The sequence below is a fragment of the Brevundimonas sp. genome (assembly GCF_035626975.1).
In the GTDB taxonomy this organism is placed as follows: domain Bacteria; phylum Pseudomonadota; class Alphaproteobacteria; order Caulobacterales; family Caulobacteraceae; genus Brevundimonas.
Window position 1 is genome coordinate 67955 of the sequence record NZ_DASPMQ010000055.1, and the last position, 18606, is coordinate 86560.

17 protein-coding genes are annotated in these 18606 nt (G+C 69.7%); 6 read left to right on the forward strand and 11 right to left on the reverse strand.

What is annotated here, in order from left to right:
* Positions 1–33 precede the first annotated feature (33 nt).
* From VEB62_RS14235 to VEB62_RS14255, 5 genes are all read right to left on the reverse strand, one after another.
* The gene (locus VEB62_RS14235; RefSeq protein ID WP_324801043.1) at positions 34–483 is read right to left on the reverse strand and encodes a hypothetical protein; all 450 of its coding nucleotides are present in this window, start codon (positions 481–483) and stop codon (positions 34–36) included.
* 101 nt (positions 484–584) lie between these two features.
* Positions 585–1775, reverse strand: a complete 1191-nt coding sequence (sucC, locus tag VEB62_RS14240) for an ADP-forming succinate--CoA ligase subunit beta (RefSeq protein ID WP_324801046.1) — start codon at positions 1773–1775, stop codon at positions 585–587.
* A 99-nt stretch (positions 1776–1874) separates the two neighbouring features.
* Positions 1875–3095, reverse strand: a complete 1221-nt coding sequence (locus tag VEB62_RS14245) for an MFS transporter (RefSeq protein ID WP_324801048.1) — start codon at positions 3093–3095, stop codon at positions 1875–1877.
* Positions 3096–3197: 102 nt separating this feature from the next.
* Positions 3198–4706: a spinster family MFS transporter gene (locus VEB62_RS14250; protein ID WP_324801051.1), complete on the reverse strand. Its 1509-nt coding sequence runs from the start codon at positions 4704–4706 to the stop codon at positions 3198–3200.
* Between the two features lie 138 nt (positions 4707–4844).
* Positions 4845–7043, reverse strand: coding sequence for a TonB-dependent receptor (locus VEB62_RS14255; RefSeq protein WP_324801054.1), 2199 nt, complete (start codon positions 7041–7043; stop codon positions 4845–4847).
* Between the two features lie 177 nt (positions 7044–7220).
* Between VEB62_RS14255 and VEB62_RS14260 the strand changes: the two genes are divergently transcribed.
* Positions 7221–7961 (forward strand): TetR/AcrR family transcriptional regulator, encoded by a 741-nt coding sequence (locus VEB62_RS14260; protein WP_324801056.1) that lies wholly within the window; start codon positions 7221–7223, stop codon positions 7959–7961.
* On the forward strand, positions 7958–8737 hold the full coding sequence (locus VEB62_RS14265) for a LytTR family DNA-binding domain-containing protein (RefSeq protein ID WP_324801059.1): 780 nt from the start codon (positions 7958–7960) through the stop codon (positions 8735–8737). Before VEB62_RS14260 ends, VEB62_RS14265 begins: the two co-directional genes overlap by 4 nt.
* Here the strand turns inward: VEB62_RS14265 and VEB62_RS14270 are convergent.
* The 3 genes from VEB62_RS14270 to VEB62_RS14280 form a co-directional block, all read right to left on the reverse strand.
* Entirely contained in the window at positions 8734–10200 is a 1467-nt protein-coding gene (locus VEB62_RS14270) for a carotenoid oxygenase family protein (protein ID WP_324801062.1), read from the reverse strand. The genes VEB62_RS14265 and VEB62_RS14270 overlap by 4 nt on opposite strands.
* Positions 10201–10210: 10 nt before the next feature.
* Positions 10211–10654 carry a DUF2141 domain-containing protein gene (locus VEB62_RS14275; RefSeq protein ID WP_324801065.1) on the reverse strand — a complete coding sequence of 148 codons (444 nt, stop codon included), beginning with the start codon at positions 10652–10654 and terminating at the stop codon, positions 10211–10213.
* Between the two features lie 156 nt (positions 10655–10810).
* Positions 10811–12094 carry a YihY/virulence factor BrkB family protein gene (locus VEB62_RS14280; protein WP_324801069.1) on the reverse strand — a complete coding sequence of 428 codons (1284 nt, stop codon included), beginning with the start codon at positions 12092–12094 and terminating at the stop codon, positions 10811–10813.
* 82 nt (positions 12095–12176) lie between these two features.
* Here VEB62_RS14280 and prmC point away from each other — a divergent pair, with 82 nt between their 5' ends.
* The 4 genes from prmC (at position 12177) to VEB62_RS14300 (ending at position 15915) form a co-directional block, all read left to right on the forward strand.
* Positions 12177–13082, forward strand: coding sequence for a peptide chain release factor N(5)-glutamine methyltransferase (prmC, locus tag VEB62_RS14285; protein ID WP_324801072.1), 906 nt, complete (start codon positions 12177–12179; stop codon positions 13080–13082).
* A 289-nt stretch (positions 13083–13371) separates the two neighbouring features.
* On the forward strand, positions 13372–14352 hold the full coding sequence (locus VEB62_RS14290) for a DUF4167 domain-containing protein (protein ID WP_324801076.1): 981 nt from the start codon (positions 13372–13374) through the stop codon (positions 14350–14352).
* Between the two features lie 136 nt (positions 14353–14488).
* Positions 14489–15142 (forward strand): DUF4893 domain-containing protein, encoded by a 654-nt coding sequence (locus VEB62_RS14295; protein ID WP_324801079.1) that lies wholly within the window; start codon positions 14489–14491, stop codon positions 15140–15142.
* 65 nt (positions 15143–15207) lie between these two features.
* Positions 15208–15915 (forward strand): DUF4893 domain-containing protein, encoded by a 708-nt coding sequence (locus VEB62_RS14300; RefSeq protein WP_324801082.1) that lies wholly within the window; start codon positions 15208–15210, stop codon positions 15913–15915.
* Positions 15916–15933: 18 nt separating this feature from the next.
* Here VEB62_RS14300 and VEB62_RS14305 read toward each other — a convergent pair whose 3' ends face one another.
* From VEB62_RS14305 to VEB62_RS14315, 3 genes are read right to left on the reverse strand one after another with little or no spacing between them, the layout of a single operon-like run.
* The gene (locus VEB62_RS14305) at positions 15934–16827 is read right to left on the reverse strand and encodes an N-acetyltransferase (RefSeq protein ID WP_324801085.1); all 894 of its coding nucleotides are present in this window, start codon (positions 16825–16827) and stop codon (positions 15934–15936) included.
* 57 nt (positions 16828–16884) lie between these two features.
* Positions 16885–17640, reverse strand: coding sequence for an SDR family oxidoreductase (locus tag VEB62_RS14310; protein WP_324801087.1), 756 nt, complete (start codon positions 17638–17640; stop codon positions 16885–16887).
* 23 nt (positions 17641–17663) lie between these two features.
* The gene (locus tag VEB62_RS14315) at positions 17664–18488 is read right to left on the reverse strand and encodes an alpha/beta fold hydrolase (RefSeq protein WP_324801090.1); all 825 of its coding nucleotides are present in this window, start codon (positions 18486–18488) and stop codon (positions 17664–17666) included.
* Positions 18489–18606 lie beyond the last annotated feature (118 nt).

Genomic DNA, 18606 nt, shown 5'->3' on the forward strand with positions numbered 1-18606 from the left:
TCTCGGCGGGACAACCGGCGCGCGGCGCGGGACTCACTCCACAATCTCGGCGCGGGCGAGTTCAAACTGGGTGCGCTGTTGATCGCTATATGCGATCAGTCCAAACAACGCCGGGGCCGGAGGGGCGTCATCGAGCCTGACAACCACTCCATTTTCCAATGCGAACTCCCAACGGGCCATGGCACCCTGTTGTTGGACGGGTCCGATTCCAACCCAAGCTTGGGCAGCGGCGATGGCGTCATAGGGCCGCTGCTGCGCGAACAGGTGGACGGCGCACACGCTGGTGGGCTCCCGGGGGTCGTTGTCGGATTGCATCCCCGTCAACAACACGAAGATGCCGTCAGCCGTCGGTCGAACCCTGGCTTGAGCGCCCTCGACGTCGGACAAATTGGCCAGTTCGTCCAACCGTTCGCCGACCATCAGCTCCCAACCGGCATCCTCAGCCGCGGATAAGGCCGACGCTGGCTGGGCTTCGGTATCCAAGCATAGCATCTTGAACACGCCGAACGCGTCCTGAGCGACCGCGGGGGGTGCTGCCGCTGCACAGACCCCGAAGAACAGGGCGGGGGCTAGGAGCCGCCGCATCAGCCGACCGCCGCGACGATCTTCTGGGCGGCGTCGTCGAGGTCGTCGGCGGCGGTGATGGCCAGGCCCGACTCGTTGAGGATGGCCTTGCCTTCCTTGACGTTGGTGCCTTCCAGACGCACGACCAGCGGCACCTTCAGACCCACTTCCTTCACCGCCGCGACCACGCCCTCGGCGATGACGTCGCAGCGCATGATGCCGCCGAAGATGTTGACCAGGATGCCCTGCACGGCGGGGTCGGCGGTGATGATCTTGAACGCCGCCGCGACCTTTTCCTTGGAGGCGCCGCCGCCGACGTCGCAGAAGTTGGCGGGCTCTTTCCCGTACAGCTTGATGATGTCCATCGTAGCCATGGCCAGGCCGGCGCCGTTGACCATGCAGCCGATGTTGCCGTCCAGCGCCACATAGGCGAGGTCCCACTCCGAGGCCTCGATCTCCTTGGCGTCTTCCTCGGTCTCGTCGCGCAGCGCCTTGATGTCCTCGTGGCGGAACAGGGCGTTGCCGTCGAAGCTGACCTTGGCGTCCAGCACCCGCAGGTGACCGTCGGTCATGACGATCAGCGGATTGACCTCCAGCATCGACATGTCGGTGTCGACGAAGGCCTTGTAGAGCGTCGGGAACAGGGTCTTGCCGTCCTCGGCCGCCGCGCCGGTCAGTTCGAAGGCGGCGTTGATCTTCGCCACGTCGGCCGCGGTGACGCCGGCTTCCGGGTCGATGACGATGGTCTGGATCTTCTCGGGCGTGTCGTGGGCGACGGCCTCGATGTCCATGCCGCCCTCGGTCGAGACGACGAAGGCGATGCGGCCGTACTGGCGGTCGACCAGCAGCGAGCAATACAGCTCGCGATCGATGTCGGCGCCGTCCTCGATATAGAGGCGGTTGACCTGTTTGCCGGCCGGGCCGGTCTGGGCGGTCACCAGGGTGTTGCCCAGCATTTCCTTCGCATGGGCCACGACCTCTTCGATCGAGCGGGCCAGGCGCACGCCGCCCTTGCCGTCGGGGCCGAGCTCCCTGAACTTGCCCTTGCCGCGCCCGCCGGCGTGGATCTGCGACTTCACGACATACAGGGGCCCGGGCAGTTGCTTCGCCGCCGCTTCGGCCTGATCGGCCGAGGTGATGGCCACGCCGGCCGCGACCGGGGCGCCGAAGCCCTTCAGGACCTGCTTGGCCTGATACTCGTGAATGTTCATGGATCGACGCCTGACCGCTTGGGGGGAGGATTGCGGGGCTTATAGGCGCGCGTTGTTCGCAGGTGCAACCGGGCGAGGGGATTCGGCCGGACGGGAACCTCAGGCGGGCGCCTCCTCTGTCCGCGGCCCGCGGGCGAAGCGGAAGGTCAGGGCGATCAGGAAGGCGCCGATGCCCATGGCCCATGAACCGACATAGAGCCAGCCGTATTCGCCCATGGCGTCATAGATCATGCCGCCGAACAGCGGCCCGGTCGCCATGCCCAGACTGCCGGCCATGGCCGTGCCGCCGATCACCGTGCCCATCATCCGCAGCGGAAAATTCTCCCGGGCGATCACCGCATAGAGCGGCATGACCCCGGCGTAGATGAAGCCGACCATGATCGCCACGGCGTAGAAACCCCGAAGGTCGCTGACGAAGGCGTAGGCGAGGACCGCGAACGCCTGCAGCAGCAGGCCGGTGACCAGCACCCGCCCGGCCCCGAACCGGTCGCCCAGCAGGCCGAAGCCGAGGCGGCCGAACAGCCCCGCCAGACCCTCGACGCTGTAGATCGAGACGGCGGCGATCATCGGAATGCCGCAGCTGACGGCATAGCTCACCGTATGGAAGATCGGCCCGGAGTGGGTGGCGCAGCAGAAGAAATTGGCCAGCAGCAGGACGATGAACAGCGGCGACCGCACCACCTGACGTACCGACGGTCCCGTCTGCGCCGGCGCCGGCTCGCCCGACGCCGTCGCGGCGGCGGCCCGGTCCAGGGCCGGCGGCCGGCGGATCAGCAGCGCCGTCGGGATCATCACCGCCGCGACGATGCCGGATATGATCAGCAGGGTGGTCCGCCAGTCGTGGCTCGAGACCAGCAACGCCGTCAGGGGCGACATGGTCATCGGCGCCATGCCCATCCCGGCGGACACCAGCGACACCGCCAGCGCCCTCTGGCTGTCGAACCAGCCGGTCACGCAGGCCATCATCGGGGCGAAGATCGCGGCGGTCGCCGTGCCCACCAGCAGGCCGAACACGAACTGGAATTCGATCAGCGCCGTCGCCCGGCTGGCCCAGGCGATGCTCGCCGCCAGCAGCGCCGATCCGATCAGGACGACGGGCCGCGGCCCGATCCGGTCCGACAGCACGCCCCAGCCGACGCTGCCGACCGCCATGGCCAGGAAGCCGATCGTCATGGCCGTGGACACCCCGGTGACCGACCAGCCGGTGTCGCGCGCGATGGGCTGCAGCAGCACGGGCAGGGAGAACATGGCGCCGATGGCGATGCAGCCGAGCAGGCCTCCGGCCGCGACGATCACCCACCGGTAGGAAGCACGGGCCATGACGCATCTCCATGCGACGATCAGAATTAAACCGACCGGTTAAATAGAGGAGATGGGCGAGGGACGCAAGCCCGGTCGAATTGCCGAGGGGTTGGCCCGCGCCTAGTCGACCCAGTCCCGCTTCAGGGTGCGCGAGGCGCCGAACAGCAGGGCCGAGGCCAGCAGGTAGAAGCCCATGCCGGTGTAGATCGCCCAGCGCAGGCTCTCGTCGCCGAAGCGCGGGGCCAGCAGGTCGCTCATCCAGCCGAAATAGTAGAAGCCCACCGCGATGCCGAGCAGGTTGTTGAACAGCAGGAACAGGGCCGAGGCGGTCGAGCGTATCGGCGCCGGCACGAGATGCTGGATCGAGGCGGTGATCGGCCCGAGCCAGGCCAGGTTCAGGCCCGTCGGGATCAGGAAGATCAGGAAGGCCAGGATCAGCTGCTGGGCGTTGGTTCCGCCCCCGGGAATGACCAGGCCGATCAGCCACGGCGAGTTCATCGCCAGGATGAAGCACGGCGCCGAGATCAGGAAGGCGACGGCCGGGGTCAGGGGATAGGCGCCCTTGCCCCGCTTCGAGAGCCTGTCAGCGATCGCGCCGCCGCCCCAGATGCCCAGCATGCCGCCGATCAGGGCGATGCCCGCGTAGTACCAGCTGGTCTGGGACAGGGTCAGGCCGAAGCTGCGCATGAAGAACAGCGGCAGCCAGCCGGCCACGCCGTAGCCGCACACCGACGACGAGGCCGCCCCGAGGGCCAGCAACCAGAAGCTCCGCTTGGGCAGAACGGCCGAGGCCGTGCGCCGGGCGATCATCAGGGACACGCCGATCACGAGGGCCAGCAGGCCGCCGAAGCCGAACACGAGGGGATTGCCCAGGGTCAGGCCGGCGAAATGGATCAGGGCGGCGAGACCGAGGGCGCCGCCGGCGATCCCCAGCATGATCAGCGAGGCGATCCGGCCGGCGTCGCCCGAGCCGACCACGGGGGCCGCGGCGATCGTCGCCAGCTCGGCGTCGGTCTTGATCGTATCGGTCCCGCCGCGCCGGGGGTTCCGCACGGTGAACAGAAGCAGGGGCGCCAGCAGCAGACCGAGCAGGCCGACGACGATGAAGGCCGTGCGCCAGCCATAGGCCGCGGCCAGCAGGCCGCCGACCAGGGTGCCCGCCGCCGTGCCCAGCGGAATGCCGAAGGCGAAGGCGGCCAGGGCGCGGGCCCGCTGGTTCGGGGGGAAATAGTCGGCGATCAGCGAATAGGCCGGGGCCACGCCGCCCGCCTCGCCGACGCCGACGCCCATCCGGAACAGAAACAACTGGGTGAACGACGTCGCCACGCCGCACAGGGCCGTGAAGCCGCTCCACACCGCCAGCGCCCCGGTCATGATCCACACCCGGCTGTAGCGGTCCGCCAGCCAGGCCAGCGGGATGGCCAGGGTCGAATAGACCGAGGCGAAGGCGATCCCTCCCAGCAGGCCGAACTGGCTGTCCGACAGGCCGAACTCGGCCTTCAGCGGCGCCGCCAGGATGCCGATGATCTGCCGGTCCAGGAAGTTCAGCATGTAGACGAGGATCAGGATCGCCAGGACGTAGTAGCGATATCCCGGGCGGACGGGCGCGGCGGCGGCCGTGGCGGTCATGGCGTTTCCCTCGACTTCGTCTTCTTCGTTGGCGGAACGGTAGCGGCGCCGTGGCGCGTCGTAAAAGAAAAAGGGCGGCGGCTCAGGTGAACCGCCGCCCGTGATCAGTTGCGATCAGGCTTCAGGACTCTTCCCGGATCAGAACTTGATCTGCACCGAGGCGGTCACGGTCTGCGGCGGGCCGTAGTAGCCGATGATCGAGTTGTTGAAGAGCGCGCCCGGGAAGTTGTAGCCGCCCACGCGGTACTCCTCGTCGGTCAGGTTCTTGCCATACAGGCCCAGGGTGTAGCGGTCGCTCGGATCGGTCCAGACGATCGACAGGTCGACCAGCGAATAGGCCTCCTGGTCGAGGATCGGGTTCGGGAACTCGAACTGGCTGTAGTCGCCGCGGTAGGAGATGGACGGGGTCACCGCCAGCTCGCCGCCGGCCACGTCGCCGATCCAGGTGAATCCGAGGTAGCCGGTCCATTCCGGGGCGTTCTGCAGCACCACCAGGTCCGAGATATCCTCATAGACGCCCAGCGCCAGGTTGTAGCGCAGGAACTCCTCGAAATCGGAGTGCAGGTAGCCGACCGCGAAATTGGCCGACAGATTGTCGAGAAGCCGCAGCTGACCCTCGAATTCGGCGCCGTAGAAGGTCGAGGAGCCGACGTTGTCGACGAAGCTGGCGATGCCGGCCACGGCGGGCACCTGGGTCGTGACCTGCTGGTCCTGGTACTCGTTGTAGAAGACGGAGGCGGCGAACGACAGCCGGTCCAGCGCGCCCTTCAGGCCGATCTCGTAGGAGTCGACGGTTTCGGGATCGTAACCATTGACGGTGCCGGGCGTGAAGATGGCGTCGCCGCGCATGTCGAAGCCGCCCGACTTGAAGCCTTGCGAGAAGGAGACGTAGGTCGTGACGTCGTCGCTCAGATCGTAGGACAGGGCGATGCGCGGCGTGAGCTGGGTGAAGTCCTCGGTGTTGGTGTAGTTGGTCCGCACCAGCGTCGGCGCGCGGGGCGTGCCGCCCAGCAACGGGCTGTTGACGGCGCCGGCGTAGTTGGCGCGGAACACCGTCCCGGTCTTCTCGTCCCGGGTGAGGCGAAGGCCCAGCGACAGGTGCAGGCGTTCGGTCAGGTCGGCGCTGACGTCAGCGAAGGCGGCCCAGCTCTCGGTGTCCACCGAGCCGGCGGTGCCGATGACGAAGCCGGCGCCGCCCAGGATGGTGTCGAAGGCCCCCTCGGCGTGGCCGTCGAGGTAGTAGAGGCCGACGATCCCGTCGAACCCGTCGAAATCGAACAGGAGCTGGAACTCCTGCGTCAGCTGGTCGTCGGCGTAGTAGGCCGGGATGTCGAGCGTCGGCGACGGGGTGTTGTCGAAATCGATCAGCGTATCGGTGTCGCCTTCCCGCCAGGCGGTGATCGACTTGAAGGTCCAGTGTTCATTCGCATCGAACTGGATTGTCGCCGACGCGCCATGGTTCATCACCGAATTCTCGTCGCCGATGCCGGCGTTGGTGTCGTAGACGCTGGGCAGGATGGCGCCGGCCGGCGTCGCTCCGGCGACTTCGCGGTGGCCGTGGCGGGGATTGGAATCGTCCTGGACCCGATCATAGGCCAGGCGGATCGACAGGTTGTCGGCCGGCTCCCATTCGGCGCTCACCCGACCGGCAAGCACGTCCTTGTTGTAGTGCTCGGCCCCGGTGTTGATGTTGGTGCCATAGCCGTCTCGCTGGTAGCTGGCGATGGCGCCGCCGACGCGGAAATTGTCGGCCAGCGGCATGCTCCCCGAGGCCAGCAGATCGATCTGGTTGTAGCTGCCGTAGGCGCCGCGCAGGGTCAGTTCCGGATCCTGCGACAGGCGCGAGGTCACGTATTTGATCGCGCCGCCCACGGTGTTGCGGCCGTACAGCGAACCCTGCGGCCCGCGCAGCACCTCGATGCGCTGGACATCATAGATGTCGAGCACCGCGCCCTGCGGCCGGGCGACATAGACGTCGTCGACATACAGGCCCACGCCGGGCTCGAAGCCCCACAGCGGATCCTGCTGGCCGACGCCACGGATGAAGGAGATCAGGGTCGAGTTCGAGCCGCGCGCCACCTGCACCGTGGCGTTCGGTGTCTGCTGCTGCAGCGCCGTGATGTCCGAGGCCCCGGTCTGTTCCAGGCGTTCCTCGCCCAGGGCCGAGACCGAGATCGGCACGTCCTTCAGTGCTTCGTTACGGCGGCGGGCGGTGACGATGACGTCCTCGACGGCGGTGTCTTCCGTTTGCGGCACGGCGTCCTGCGCCAGCACGACGGTCGAAAGCGCACTCCAGGCGGCGCCCGCGAGCAAGGCGGTCTTTACGTAGCGGTTCATATGAAGCCCCATTCCTGTGTTTCCAGCCCAAGACGCTTTTATTCAGCGTTCAATGATTTTCCGGGACCGTAACCGTTTTCCCCCGCCTGTCAAACGGCGGCGCTTGTCCGGAGACGGCCCGCGCCCGACCTGTGGCGCCGTTGCCATGACGGGCTGACGCGGCCTAGCCTGCGTCGCATGACCAAGCTCGACGCGCCCGCTCCAGAGTCCGCCGCCGCCCCCGCGCGCCGCGGTCGCCCGTCGAAAGCCAAGGCCGAGGGGACCGCCGACACCCGCGAGTCCATCCTCGACGCCGCCGAGGATCTGTTCTCCAAGCATGGCTTCTACGGCGTCACCATCCGCGAGGTGGCGCGCGAGGCCGGCGTCGACACCGCCCTGGTGCACTACTATTTTGGGGCCAAGCGCGCCCTGTTCGACGCCGTCTTCCTGCGCCGGGCCGAGGTCTGGAACAACGAGCGGGTCGACGCCATCAACCGATACGCCCGCGATGCTGAGCCGGACGGCATGACGCTGGAAGGGCTGTTCGAAGCCTTCCTGCGCCCGCCGTTCCAGTGGTCGCTCAAGGGCGGGCCGGGGTGGAAACACTACGCCGCCCTCGTGGCCCAGACCAACGCCAACCCGACCTTCGGCGGCGAGACCATGGCCCGCTATTTCGACCCCGCCATCCGGCGTCTGATCGAGCTGATCAAACAGATCATGCCCGAGGCGCGCGAGGTCGATCTGTACTGGGCCTATCACAACCTGTCGGGGGCCCTGACCCTGACCCTGGGCGAGACCGGGCGGCTGGACCGGCTGTCGGGCGGCCTGTGCCGGTCGGGCGATCTGGAGAGCGCCTGCGACTACATGGTTCGCTTCGCCGCCGCGGGATTCCGCGCCGTGTGCGGGCCGGAGTCCGGCCAACCCGCGTCCGGCCGATGAGCGACGTACCGGCGACCCGGAATGTGGTGCGCTTCGCCATCGACCGCGGCCTGATCCGCGGCGTGGCGGTGGCGCTGGCGGGCGGGGCCGTGCTGGCCTTCACCGGCGCTTTCGGCATGGACGACCAGTCGCTCGGCTTCCGCCTGGCCTACTGGGAGCCGATGATGCTGCTCGGGGCCTCGTGGGGCCACCTGTGTTCGCGGCTCGTCGAACGCCGGATCGACCTGGAGCGGCGGCCGTGGCTGGCGACGCTGGCGCTGACCCTGGTCATCTCCGGCCCGCTTTCGATCATGGTCTGGGCGCTCACCGGCTGGTTCTTCGACGACGACCGGTCCGTGACCCTGGCGCGCCTTCCGGACTTCCTTGGGCCGGTCGCCCTGGTCACCGGGGTGCTGAGCGCCCTCAACGTCTTCCTGTCGCGCACCCCGGTCCAGACCCACGCCGCCCCGGCGGGCGCCGCGCCCGCCCGCTTTCTCGAGCGTCTGCCGTTCAAGCTGCGCGGGGCCGCGTTGCGCGCGGTCGAGGCCGAGGATCACTATCTGCGCGTCCACACCGACCGGGGCTCCGACCTGATCCTGATGCGGCTGACCGACGCCCTCGCCGAGCTGGAGGGACTCGAGGGCGCCCAGACCCATCGCAGCTGGTGGGTGGCCAAGGACGCAGTGCGCGGCGTGGCGCGCGGCGACGGCCGGGCCACCCTGACGCTGGAGGGCGGGCTCGAAGCCCCGGTCAGCCGCCGCTACGCCCGGGCCCTGCGCGAGGCCGGCTGGTACTAGGCGGCCCAGACTCCGTGGAACCCGGCCGGCAGGGCCACGTCGGCCCGCCACGTCGCGACCGGCCCGTCGGCCACCCGCGCGGCCTCGAACACGTGCAGCTCCGTCACCCCCTCGACGAGGTTGATCGACGGCGCCACCAGCCAGGCCTCGGCCTCGCCCGTTCGGCCGGGTTTCGGCACGATCACCGCCTCCTCGACGATGTGGCGGACGCCGAAGTCGAAGCGGTCCGACCGTCCGGTCTCCCAGTCGTGCATGGCCAGCCCGGTCGGCAGCGGCCGTCCGGCCGTCTCGCCGGCGACATGCGCCGTCAGGCGGCGCGGCAGGCCGGCCCGGCGCGGATCGTTCTTCGGGAACTCCGCCGTCACGCCGGAGCTGGCCATTTCGGCCCGGCCGTCGGCGTGCAGGGTGATCAGCGACAGCACGGCCGGCTCGCCCGGGACGGTTCCGCGCTGCTCGACCAGCACCCGCGCTCCGTCGATGGCGAAGGCCACGTCCTTGCCCGCCGCCACGTCGAAGCGGATCGCGCCCGACGCGTCCTCCCAGGCGTCGCCGAGATGGAAATAGCTGAACGCCGGAAGTTCGAAGATCCGGCTTCGGCCCAGGTCCGCCTTGTCGACCACCATCACCTGGGTGCCCAGTTCGGGCTTCCAGGCGAACTGCGAGGCGTAGGGCATGCCCCGGTGATCGAACACCCACGGCTGCAGCACCAGGATCAGATGCCGGGCCGTGGCGGTGAAGTCGTGCATGAAGCAGGCGCGGGGCAGGTCGATCAGCCGGGCGGTATGCAGGCTGCGGTCGGCGTTGAGCCGCCAGATGATCGCCTTGCCGCCGTTCAGGCCCATGTTCCAGATCGTGCCGTCCGGGTCGTAGCGGGGATGGGCCTGGAAGGGCATGCCCTTCAGGTCGTCGCGCAGGGTGACGACCCGGCGGGTCGACAGGTCCGACGCCGAGAGCGCCGTCGGCGAGCCGCCCTCCCACAACGCCCAGACCTCATCGCCGGCGAGCATCACGGCGGTGTTGGCGGCGTTGGCGTCGTCGTTGAGCCCGATGCGGGCCCGGGGGTCGCCCGCCGTGCCGAAGCCGGGCGTGACGACGGCGTCCAGTTCGGTCTCATAGCGGCGCTTCGGCGTGTCGGCGAAGCGCGCCTCCACCGTCGCCTGACCGTCCGAGACGCGGAAGGCCCGCATCAGGCCGTCGCCGTCGAACCAGTGGGTGACGCTGCCGCCCGGCCGCCGGAACTTGCCCGGTCCGTTGCGGAACAGCGTCCCGGTCAGGTCAGCCGGGGCGCGGCCGTGAACCAGGCGCATGGCGCGCGGGGCCACATCGGCCTCGAGGTCGGCGGTGGCCAGGGCCCAGTCGGCCGTGGCCTGCATGGCGGCCATGGCGCGGACGGTCTCGGGCGTGACGACGGCGGCGGACAGGGCGGCGGCGCCCATCAGAAAATTGCGGCGGGAGGCGATCATCGCACCCTCCTCAACGAAGACGGATGGTCTGGGCGGTGGCGCCCGAGACGGTGAAACGGGCCTGGTCCCAGCGGGCCGGACCCATGTTGCCGACGGCGTTGTTCGAGAAGGCGTAGGGTTCGGTGGGGATGCCGAACGGGTTGACGTTCATCTCGCCGTCGCCGTTCACGTCGTGGAAGGCCCTGGCCGCATAGTCGCCGGCGGGCAGGCCGTCGAAGGTCGCCGTGGTCTCGCCGGCGGCGACGTCCAGCTTCATCTGCCCGACCGGCCGGCCGCCGCTCCAGGCCGCGGACGAGTCGTACAGGGCGACCATGACGGCGCCGGTGCGGGCGCTGGTCTCGAAGGTCAGGGACACGGAGCCGTCGCCGCCCGCGGTCCGGGCCAGGACGGGGCTGGACAGCAGCAGCAGGCCGGCGGCGGCGGCGCTCAGGGTGGCGATTTGCAGGCGGATCATGGCGGTCTCTTGTGCGGGGAGACCCGACTGCCGGGCCTCGACCCCCTGACCGTGTTCCCGCCCCGCGCCGGGCGCCACGCCGGATGCGGGGTTCGTCGCGCCGCCTTCGTGAACGGCGGCGCGCGGTCGTTCGCGAAGCGCCAACGACCGCGCCGGCTACAGGCTCTTGTCGTCCTCGCGTGTGGAAGGCTCGTCGGCGCCGGCCTCCTTCACGGCGGAGGTCGTCCGCCGGATGCGCCGCTTCAGCAGCCGGTCGGACAGGGCCTCGGCGTGTTTGAGGGTGAAGGCCAGCGCCGCCGGGTTGCCCCGGCGCGGCCCGACCGTGTCGGCGACCACCGCGCCCCGCTCCCCGAGCGGGACCGGCTCGCCGGTGGTGGTGTCGATGGCGGTCTGGTGCTCGACCTCGGCGTTCAGCTCCGCCCCCATCAGGATGATCTGCACGCTCAGCCAGGTCCACAGCAGAAAGCCCATCATCGCCGCCAGCGGGCCGTAGGAGTCCACCTTGACGAAGGTCTGCAGATACCAGCTGAACCCCAGCGACAGTCCGACGCTCAGCAGCGAGGCGAACAGGGCCCCCGGCGTCAGCCAGCGCCAGCGCGCCCGCTGCCGGCACGGGCCGAGGCGATACACGAGGGTCAGCGAGGCCACATAGACCACCAGCAGCAGCGGCCACCGCAGCGGCGCCAGATGGGCCCACTCGTCGGCCAGGCCGAAATATCCCAGCACCAGCGGCACGCCGACCACCATGCCCGCCGCGATCATGATCGCCGCCAGGCCGGTGACGGTGAAGGCCATGCACAGCAGGTTGTATTTGAAGAAATTGCGCCGCTCGACCTCGTGATAGGCGACGTTGAGCCCGTAGAAGAGCACCTTGATCGCGCCGTTGGCGGTCCACAGCGACAGGGCCAGCGTCCAGAACAGGGTGATGGTCAGCTGGGTGTTGGAATTCGCGGCCAGCCGCTGCAACTCCCCGGCCAGGAACTGGGCCACGCCCGCCGGCATCACCGAGTAGAGGAAATACAGCCGCCCCACCACGTCATTGGGGTCGGCGAACAGGCCGTAGATGGTCACGAAGGCGGCCAGGGTCGGGAACAGCGACAGCATCACGAAGAAGGTCACCCCGCCGGCGATGAAGCCGACCCGGTCGCCGAAATAGGACATGCCCAGGCGCCAGAAGATGTCTGTCCAGCCCTTGTGCGGGATCTGCTCCGGCCGCCGCGCCAGCCGCCCGCGGCCCGGCTCCTTGGCCTCGAAATCCTCGGGAACCGGCGCCCTCGGCGGCCGCGGCTCGGGACGGGGCGGCCGCAGCTCCAGCCCGTAGCGATGGCCGTGCCGGTAGATCAGATGCGCCGCGCCGGCCCCGGCGGCCAGGGCGCCGGCCAGCGCGGCGACGACCCCCCACGCGCCGAGCGCGCCCTTTCGTCCAGACGACTTTTGCATCGGGGCCACAACGGCTCCGGTCGGGCGGCGTTCCGGCGCCGCGCCGCTTGATCTCCGCGCAAACCCGCGCCAAGGCCAGAGCATGACCGACGCCGCTCCCGAAACCCCGTCCGGGCCGACCCTGCTGACCGCATGGAAGGCCGCCGCCGCCCGGCTCAAGGCGGGCCGCATCGACAGCCCCTCGATCGACGCCCGCCTGCTGCTCGAGGTCGCCGCCGGCTGCTCGCGCACCGACATCCTGACCGACCCCTACCGCGCCGTGACGTCGGGCCAGCAGGGCGTGCTCGATGACTATGTCGAGCGCCGCCTGCGCCGCGAGCCGGTCTCGCGCATCCTCGGCAAGAAGGGCTTCTGGAAGATCATGCTGAACGTCACGCCCGACGTGCTCAGCCCCCGGCCCGACACCGAGGCCATTCTTGACGTCGTCCTGCTCGCATATCCGCCCAACAGGGCCTTCGAGATCATCGATCTCGGCACCGGCTCGGGCGCCATCCTGCTGGCGATCCTGGCCGAGCGGTCCGGCGCGCGCGGCGTCGGCACGGATATCTCCTTCGAGGCGCTGGCGGTGGCCAGGGAGAACGCCACCAACCTCGAGCTCGACAATCGCGCGACCTTCCTGCGCACCGAATGGGCCGCCGGCTTCGCCGACCACAGCTTCGACGTCGTCGTCTCCAACCCGCCCTATATTCCCTCCGGCGACATCCCCGGCCTCGACCCCGAGGTGCGCGACCACGATCCGCTGCTGGCGCTCGACGGCGGCCCCGACGGGCTGACCGCCTATCGCGAACTGGCCCCCGAAATCCGGCGCATTCTCCGCCCCGAGGGCCTGTTCGCCGTCGAGATCGGCTGGGACCAGGGCCCGCAGGTCAAGGCGCTGTTTGAGGCCGCCGGCTTCGACAATGTGATCGTGGTCAAGGACCTGTCGGATCGGGACCGCGTGGTCACCAACGGCCCGGATCCGCGCACCAATCCCGTTCCGAAGATGTGACGCGGCGCCGCGGGCCGTGCGAACAAACCCCTTGGAAACACCGCCCGCACACGCTAAGTCTCGCCTGTCTCCCACCCAAACGCACGCCTTGGACCGCTTCAGGCCCATTCACGCGCGCCCAGGGCAGTGACGGTCTGATCACTCGATCGGGCGGACCACGGGGCGGCGACGGAATTCCGATCACATCGTCAGCGGGGATTCGCCCCGCGCGAAGCGGAACGACGAAACGGACGGCGACAGGCTGCATCTCGCAGGCCCGCCCGTCCCCTCACAAAGCACGGTACGTCCGATGAGAGATTTCAAGGGCATGAAGCGTCAGCGCGGACGCAACAGGAAGCCCGGCGGCGGCAGCGGCGGCGGCAACGCCAACGCCACCAACCCGAACCGGTCCTGGGATTCCCAAGGCCCGGAGAACATCAAGGTCCGCGGCAACGCCCAGACCGTCTACGAGCGCTACATGCAGCTGGCGCGCGACGCCTCGGCGGCCGGCGACCGGGTGCTGGCCGAGAACTACACCCAGCACGCCGAACACTATTTCCGCGTCCTGCGCGCCCTGCAGCCCTCACGTCCGGTGTCCGAGATCGCCCAGCGCGAACTGGCCGGCCAGGGCTTCGACATCGACTTCGAGGACGAGACCGGGGCCCAGGCGGCCGCCATCATGGCCGCCGAGAAGGCCGAGGCCGACCGCGTCGCGGCCGCCGAGGCCCGCCAGCGCGACAACGACGAGCGCCAGAACGACCGCTCGTATGACCGTCCCAACGACCGCCCCAATGATCGTCAGGCCGAGCAGCCGCGCCGCGAATGGCGCGACCGCGACGACCAGCCGCGCGAACCCCGCGATCCGGCGCCCCGCGCCGAGGGCGAGGGCCCGGTCGGCGAGGGCGGCCGCCGTGAGACCCGCCGTGAGCGCTGGGAGCGTCGCCAGCAGGAGCGCAATCTGCGTTTCCAGGGCGAGCGCACCGAGGGCGATCAGACCGACGGCCCGTCGACCGCCGACGAAGGCGAGCCTTCGAGCGCGCCGACCGATCGTGACGAACAGGCCCCCGCCCGTGCGGAACGGCCGCAACGCGAGCGTCGTCCGCGCCGCGACGCCGCCGACGCCGGCGCTGCCGACGACGCCCCGACCGCCCTGCCGGGCTTCCTGACCCGCTCAGCCGCTCCGGCCGCCCCCGTGCTGGACGGCCCGCCGGAAGGCGGCGAGGCCGGAGCCCCGGCGCCCAAGCGCCGCGCCCCCCGCCGCAAGGCCGAGGTTCCCGCCGACGAAGGCTGACGGAATCGCCCCTCCGGGGGCGAGGGCGCTTGACGTCGCCCGCCGGGACCGGTCCAAGGAACGTCTGTATGTTCCCGGACTCCCGCCGACGCCCCCGGGGCGCGGCGTCGGGTCCGCGACCCAACGGGAGCGCCGTATGCTTCGCCTGTTCCGGCCGTCGGTCCTGATTGTCCTCGCCGCCGTCTCGATTTCCGCCTGCGCCGCGACCCCGCCGCCGCCGCCGGGGCCCGGCGGTCCGGGCTCCGGCCCGGTGCTGCGCGACTGGCGCGGCGTCGTCACCGCCGTCGACCGCGACCGCTACAACCGGCTCGACGCCGCCTGGTCGCTCGCCGTCCAGCAGGCCCGCCGCCAGCGCGGTTCCGGCGACCTCGCCGCGACCGGCGACCTGATCGACCCGCGCGCCCAGCGGCCCTCCGTCGCGCCCCCTGTCGGCGACTACCGCTGCCGCACCGTCAAACTGGGCTCGCAGGGCGGCGAGGACGGTCTGGGCTATGTCGTCTACGGCTGGTTCGCCTGCCGCATCGAGCAGACCCCGGGCGGCCTGAAGTTCACCAAGCTGACCGGCAGCCAGCGTCCCTCGGGCCTGCTGTTTCCCGAGAACGACCGCCAGATGGTGCTGCTCGGCTCCATGGCCCTGGCCTCCGAGCCGCCCGCCAACTCCTACGGCCAGCGCCCCGACCGCGATCTGGTCGCGGTGCTGGAGCGGATCGGCGAACGCCGCTGGCGGCTGGTCCTGCCGTGGCCCCAAAACGAGTCCAACCTCGATCTTATCGAACTGATCCCGGCCTGAATTCCCGCCTGAACTCCCGCGCGGTTCAGCCGTTCGGAGACGGTCCAGCCGAAGGAAGATCGCCCATGCGGACGTTCGTCGCCGTCGCCTCGCTCGCCGTCCTGCTCGCCGCCTGTGAGCGGAGCCCGGCTCCGGCCCCCGAACCTCCCGTTGCCGACCGTCCGGTCGCCCCGGCCCCCGCGACGCCGCCCGTGGACCACCCCGCTCCGCCGTCCGCCGGCCAGCAGGGCGGTTCCGGCGACTGGCGCGAGATCGCCAGGGCCGCCGACGCCTCCGCCCTGGGCCGTCTCGACGAGGCCTGGCGTCTCGCCCGCGCCGAGGCGGAGGAGGCCGGGTTCGCCGAACAGGTTGAGGCGCTCGGCCCGCTGGTCGACCCCAACGCCGGACAGGCCGGCCGGCTCCAGCCCGCTCCCGGCGCCTACCGCTGCCGCACCATCAAACTGGGCTCGAAGGGGCCGGGCGGCCTCGGCTATGTCGCCTACCCCTGGTTCCGCTGCATGGTTGAGCTCACCCCGGGCGGCGATCTGATCCTGACCAAGGCGACCGGCTCGCAGCGCTCGCGCGGCCTGCTCTATCCCGACACCGACCGCCGCCTCGTCTTCATCGGCGCCCAGGCCTGGGGCTCGGGCGAGACAGGCTACCCGACCTACGGCCAGACGCGCGAGCGCGACCAGATCGGCGTGTTCGAGCGCATCGGCCCCGAGCGCTGGCGCCTGGTCATCCCGTGGCCGAAGCAGGAAGCCAAGCTGGAGATCCTCGAACTGGTGCCCTGACCGCGCCTTGACGATCGGTCACCCGACGACGACGTCCGCATATTCCGGATGGGCATTGGCGAAGCGCACCATGAACGGGCAGGCCAGGACGGCCTTGCGCCCCGACTGGCGAAGCAGGTCGAACGTGCCCCGCGCCAGCGCGGTGGCGATCCCCTGGCCCGAGAACTCCGACGGCACCTCGGTATGGATGAAGACCAGTTTCCCGTCCTCGTCCGTGTAGTAGGCCGCGGCGACGGCGTCGTCGCGGATCGGTCGTTCGAAGCGACGCAGTCCGGCGTTCTCCCGCACCTCGACGTCCACGGGCGAGGACGAACGGGCGCGCGGCATGGAGGCCTCCTCCCGCAGAAGCGCGGCCTGCACCGAGGGCCGCTGTTCCATTCGCCGCTGCAGCCCCAGCAGCGCTTCGGGCACGGCGATGCCGAACCTCCCGGCCCAACGAAGCATCACGAAGAGGTAGCAATCGGCGACGCTGAGCTCCCGGCCGAACAGATAATCGCCCTGCATCCTGTCGGCCGTGAACCCGAGCAGGCTCGCCACCGTGTCACGCGCCGTCTGCTTCTCGGCCTCGCCGCCGCCGTGCCACAGCGGCTTGAAGGCGCGGTGGATCTCCGTCGAGATGAAGCTGAGCATCTCCAGCTGGCGGGTCCGGGACAATGAACCGTTGCGGCGCAGCTGCGGATACTGTTCGGCGATCCAGTCCAGCACCGCGATGTTCTCGGTGAGGATCTCGCAGTCGTCGAGCACCAGCGCGGGCACATAACCCTTGGGGTTGATGGTGCGGAAATCCTCGCCCGATGCGGTCCGCTTGGTGCGGATGTCGACCGCCTCTGTCTCGAACTTCGCGCCGACTTCCAGCAGGGCGATGTGGTCGGCCAGGCTGCAGGCGCCCGGGGAATAATAGAGCTTCATCATGTCGGCGGTCCTCCGCGATGGCCGCGACGCGCGGCCGTTCTCGAATATGTGACGGCGTCAGTCCGCCGGGATCGACTGGCGCAGCCAGTCGGCGAAGGTCAGCGAACCGAGGCGCGCGTTCGGGCCCGGGACGAGCGACTGGTCGTTCAGCTCGGCGCCGAAATAGCGGGCGTGCGCATCGGGCACGACCCGCCGCGGATCCTGTCGCGCGCTGAGCAGTTCGCGGGCGAGTTCGTCGAGCGGGATGGCTTCAGGACCGCCGACCTCGACGGTGGCGTTGAGCGGCGCCCCGAGGGTGACGTCGGCGAGCGCCTCGACCACCTCGTCCGACACGATCGGCTGAATCAACGCCGGCGACAGGCGATAGACGTCGCCGTCGAGCCCCCCTGTCGCGATGCGCTCGATGAACTCGAAGAACTGCGTCGATTGCAGGATCGAATACGGGACGCCTGAGGTCTTGATCAGAGTCTCCTGCGCGGCCTTGGCGCGCAGATAGCCGCTTTCGACAACACGCTGCGCGCCGACCACCGACAGGGCGACGTGGTGCTTCACGCCCGCCGCCTTCTCGGCCGCCAGCAGATTGCGGCCGGCGGTCTGGAAGAAATCCATCACCGCCTGGTCCTCGAACGACGGGGAGTTGGCGACGTCGACCACGACCTCGGCGCCTGCGAGCGCCTCCGCCAGGCCTTCGCCGGTGAGCGTGTTGACCCCGGTGTTCGGCGAGGCCGCCACGACCTCGTTCCCGCGCTGGCGCAGCCGGTCGACGAGCTTCGAGCCGATGAGGCCGCTGCCTCCGATGACGACGATTTTCATGGCGGTGTCTCCGTGATTTCAGGTCAGGCTTTGATGAAGTCGAGCAGGGCGGCGTTGACGCGGTCGGCGTGGGTCGTGGCCATGCCGTGCGGCAGGCCCCGCCAGGTCTTGAGCGTGCCGGTTTTCACCAGCTTGGCGGTATGGTGCGCATTCGCGACCGGCACGATCTGATCGTCCTCGCCGTGCAGGATGAGCACCGGCGCGTCGATGGCGCGGAGATCGGCGCTGAAGTCGGTTTCCGAGAAGGCCTTGATGCACGCGTACTGCGCATTGGCCGCGCCCATCATGGCCTGGCGCCACCAGTTGGACCGCACCGCCTCGTTCAGGACCGCGCCGTCGCGGTTGTAGCCGTAGAACGGGATCGGGAAGGTCCAGTAGAAGTCGGCGCGGTTGGCGGCGAGCGCGGCGCGCAGGCCGTCGAAAACCTCGAGCGGCGCGCCGTCCGGCCAGGCGGACGTTTTCACCAGCGTCGGCGGCACCGCGCCGATCAGCACCAGTTTCGCGGCGCGCTGGCTGCCGTGTCCGGCGACATAACGGGCCGCCTCGCCGCCGCCCGTCGAGTGGCCGACGTGGATGGCGCCCCGGAGATCGAGGTCCGAAACCAGGGCCGCGACGTCCGCCGCATAGGTGTCCATGTCATGGCCGTCGGCGATCTGCGACGACCGTCCATGGCCGCGACGGTCATGCGCTATGACGCGGAAGCCCTGCCCCAGAAAGAAGAGCATCTGCGCGTCCCAGTCGTCGCCGCTCAATGGCCAGCCGTGGTGAAAGACGATGGGCGTGGCGTCCCGGGGCCCCCAGTCCTTGTAGAAGATCTCCGCGCCGTCCCCGGCCCTGATCGTGCTCATGACATCGCTCCGCGTGGGTGCTTTCGATGCGGAGGTTGTGAACCAGGCCCGGGGCGCGCGTCCTTGGGGCCGCCTTGAGGCCGCGTCCAAATTTCATCCAAAAGCCCGGCGGCCCGTG

Excerpts from the sequence above, each read along its gene's own strand:
- sucC (WP_324801046.1), bottom strand. The coding sequence starts at position 1,775 with ATGAACATTCACGAGTATCAGGCCAAGCAGGTCCTGAAGGGCTTCGGC.
- VEB62_RS14245 (WP_324801048.1), bottom strand. The coding sequence starts at position 3,095 with ATGGCCCGTGCTTCCTACCGGTGGGTGATCGTCGCGGCCGGAGGCCTG.
- VEB62_RS14250 (WP_324801051.1), bottom strand. The coding sequence starts at position 4,706 with ATGACCGCCACGGCCGCCGCCGCGCCCGTCCGCCCGGGATATCGCTAC.
- VEB62_RS14255 (WP_324801054.1), bottom strand. The coding sequence starts at position 7,043 with ATGAACCGCTACGTAAAGACCGCCTTGCTCGCGGGCGCCGCCTGGAGT.
- VEB62_RS14260 (WP_324801056.1), top strand. The coding sequence starts at position 7,221 with ATGACCAAGCTCGACGCGCCCGCTCCAGAGTCCGCCGCCGCCCCCGCG.
- VEB62_RS14265 (WP_324801059.1), top strand. The coding sequence starts at position 7,958 with ATGAGCGACGTACCGGCGACCCGGAATGTGGTGCGCTTCGCCATCGAC.
- VEB62_RS14270 (WP_324801062.1), bottom strand. The coding sequence starts at position 10,200 with ATGATCGCCTCCCGCCGCAATTTTCTGATGGGCGCCGCCGCCCTGTCC.
- VEB62_RS14275 (WP_324801065.1), bottom strand. The coding sequence starts at position 10,654 with ATGATCCGCCTGCAAATCGCCACCCTGAGCGCCGCCGCCGCCGGCCTG.
- VEB62_RS14280 (WP_324801069.1), bottom strand. The coding sequence starts at position 12,094 with ATGCAAAAGTCGTCTGGACGAAAGGGCGCGCTCGGCGCGTGGGGGGTC.
- prmC (WP_324801072.1), top strand. The coding sequence starts at position 12,177 with ATGACCGACGCCGCTCCCGAAACCCCGTCCGGGCCGACCCTGCTGACC.
- VEB62_RS14290 (WP_324801076.1), top strand. The coding sequence starts at position 13,372 with ATGAGAGATTTCAAGGGCATGAAGCGTCAGCGCGGACGCAACAGGAAG.
- VEB62_RS14295 (WP_324801079.1), top strand. The coding sequence starts at position 14,489 with ATGCTTCGCCTGTTCCGGCCGTCGGTCCTGATTGTCCTCGCCGCCGTC.
- VEB62_RS14300 (WP_324801082.1), top strand. The coding sequence starts at position 15,208 with ATGCGGACGTTCGTCGCCGTCGCCTCGCTCGCCGTCCTGCTCGCCGCC.
- VEB62_RS14305 (WP_324801085.1), bottom strand. The coding sequence starts at position 16,827 with ATGATGAAGCTCTATTATTCCCCGGGCGCCTGCAGCCTGGCCGACCAC.
- VEB62_RS14310 (WP_324801087.1), bottom strand. The coding sequence starts at position 17,640 with ATGAAAATCGTCGTCATCGGAGGCAGCGGCCTCATCGGCTCGAAGCTC.
- VEB62_RS14315 (WP_324801090.1), bottom strand. The coding sequence starts at position 18,488 with ATGAGCACGATCAGGGCCGGGGACGGCGCGGAGATCTTCTACAAGGAC.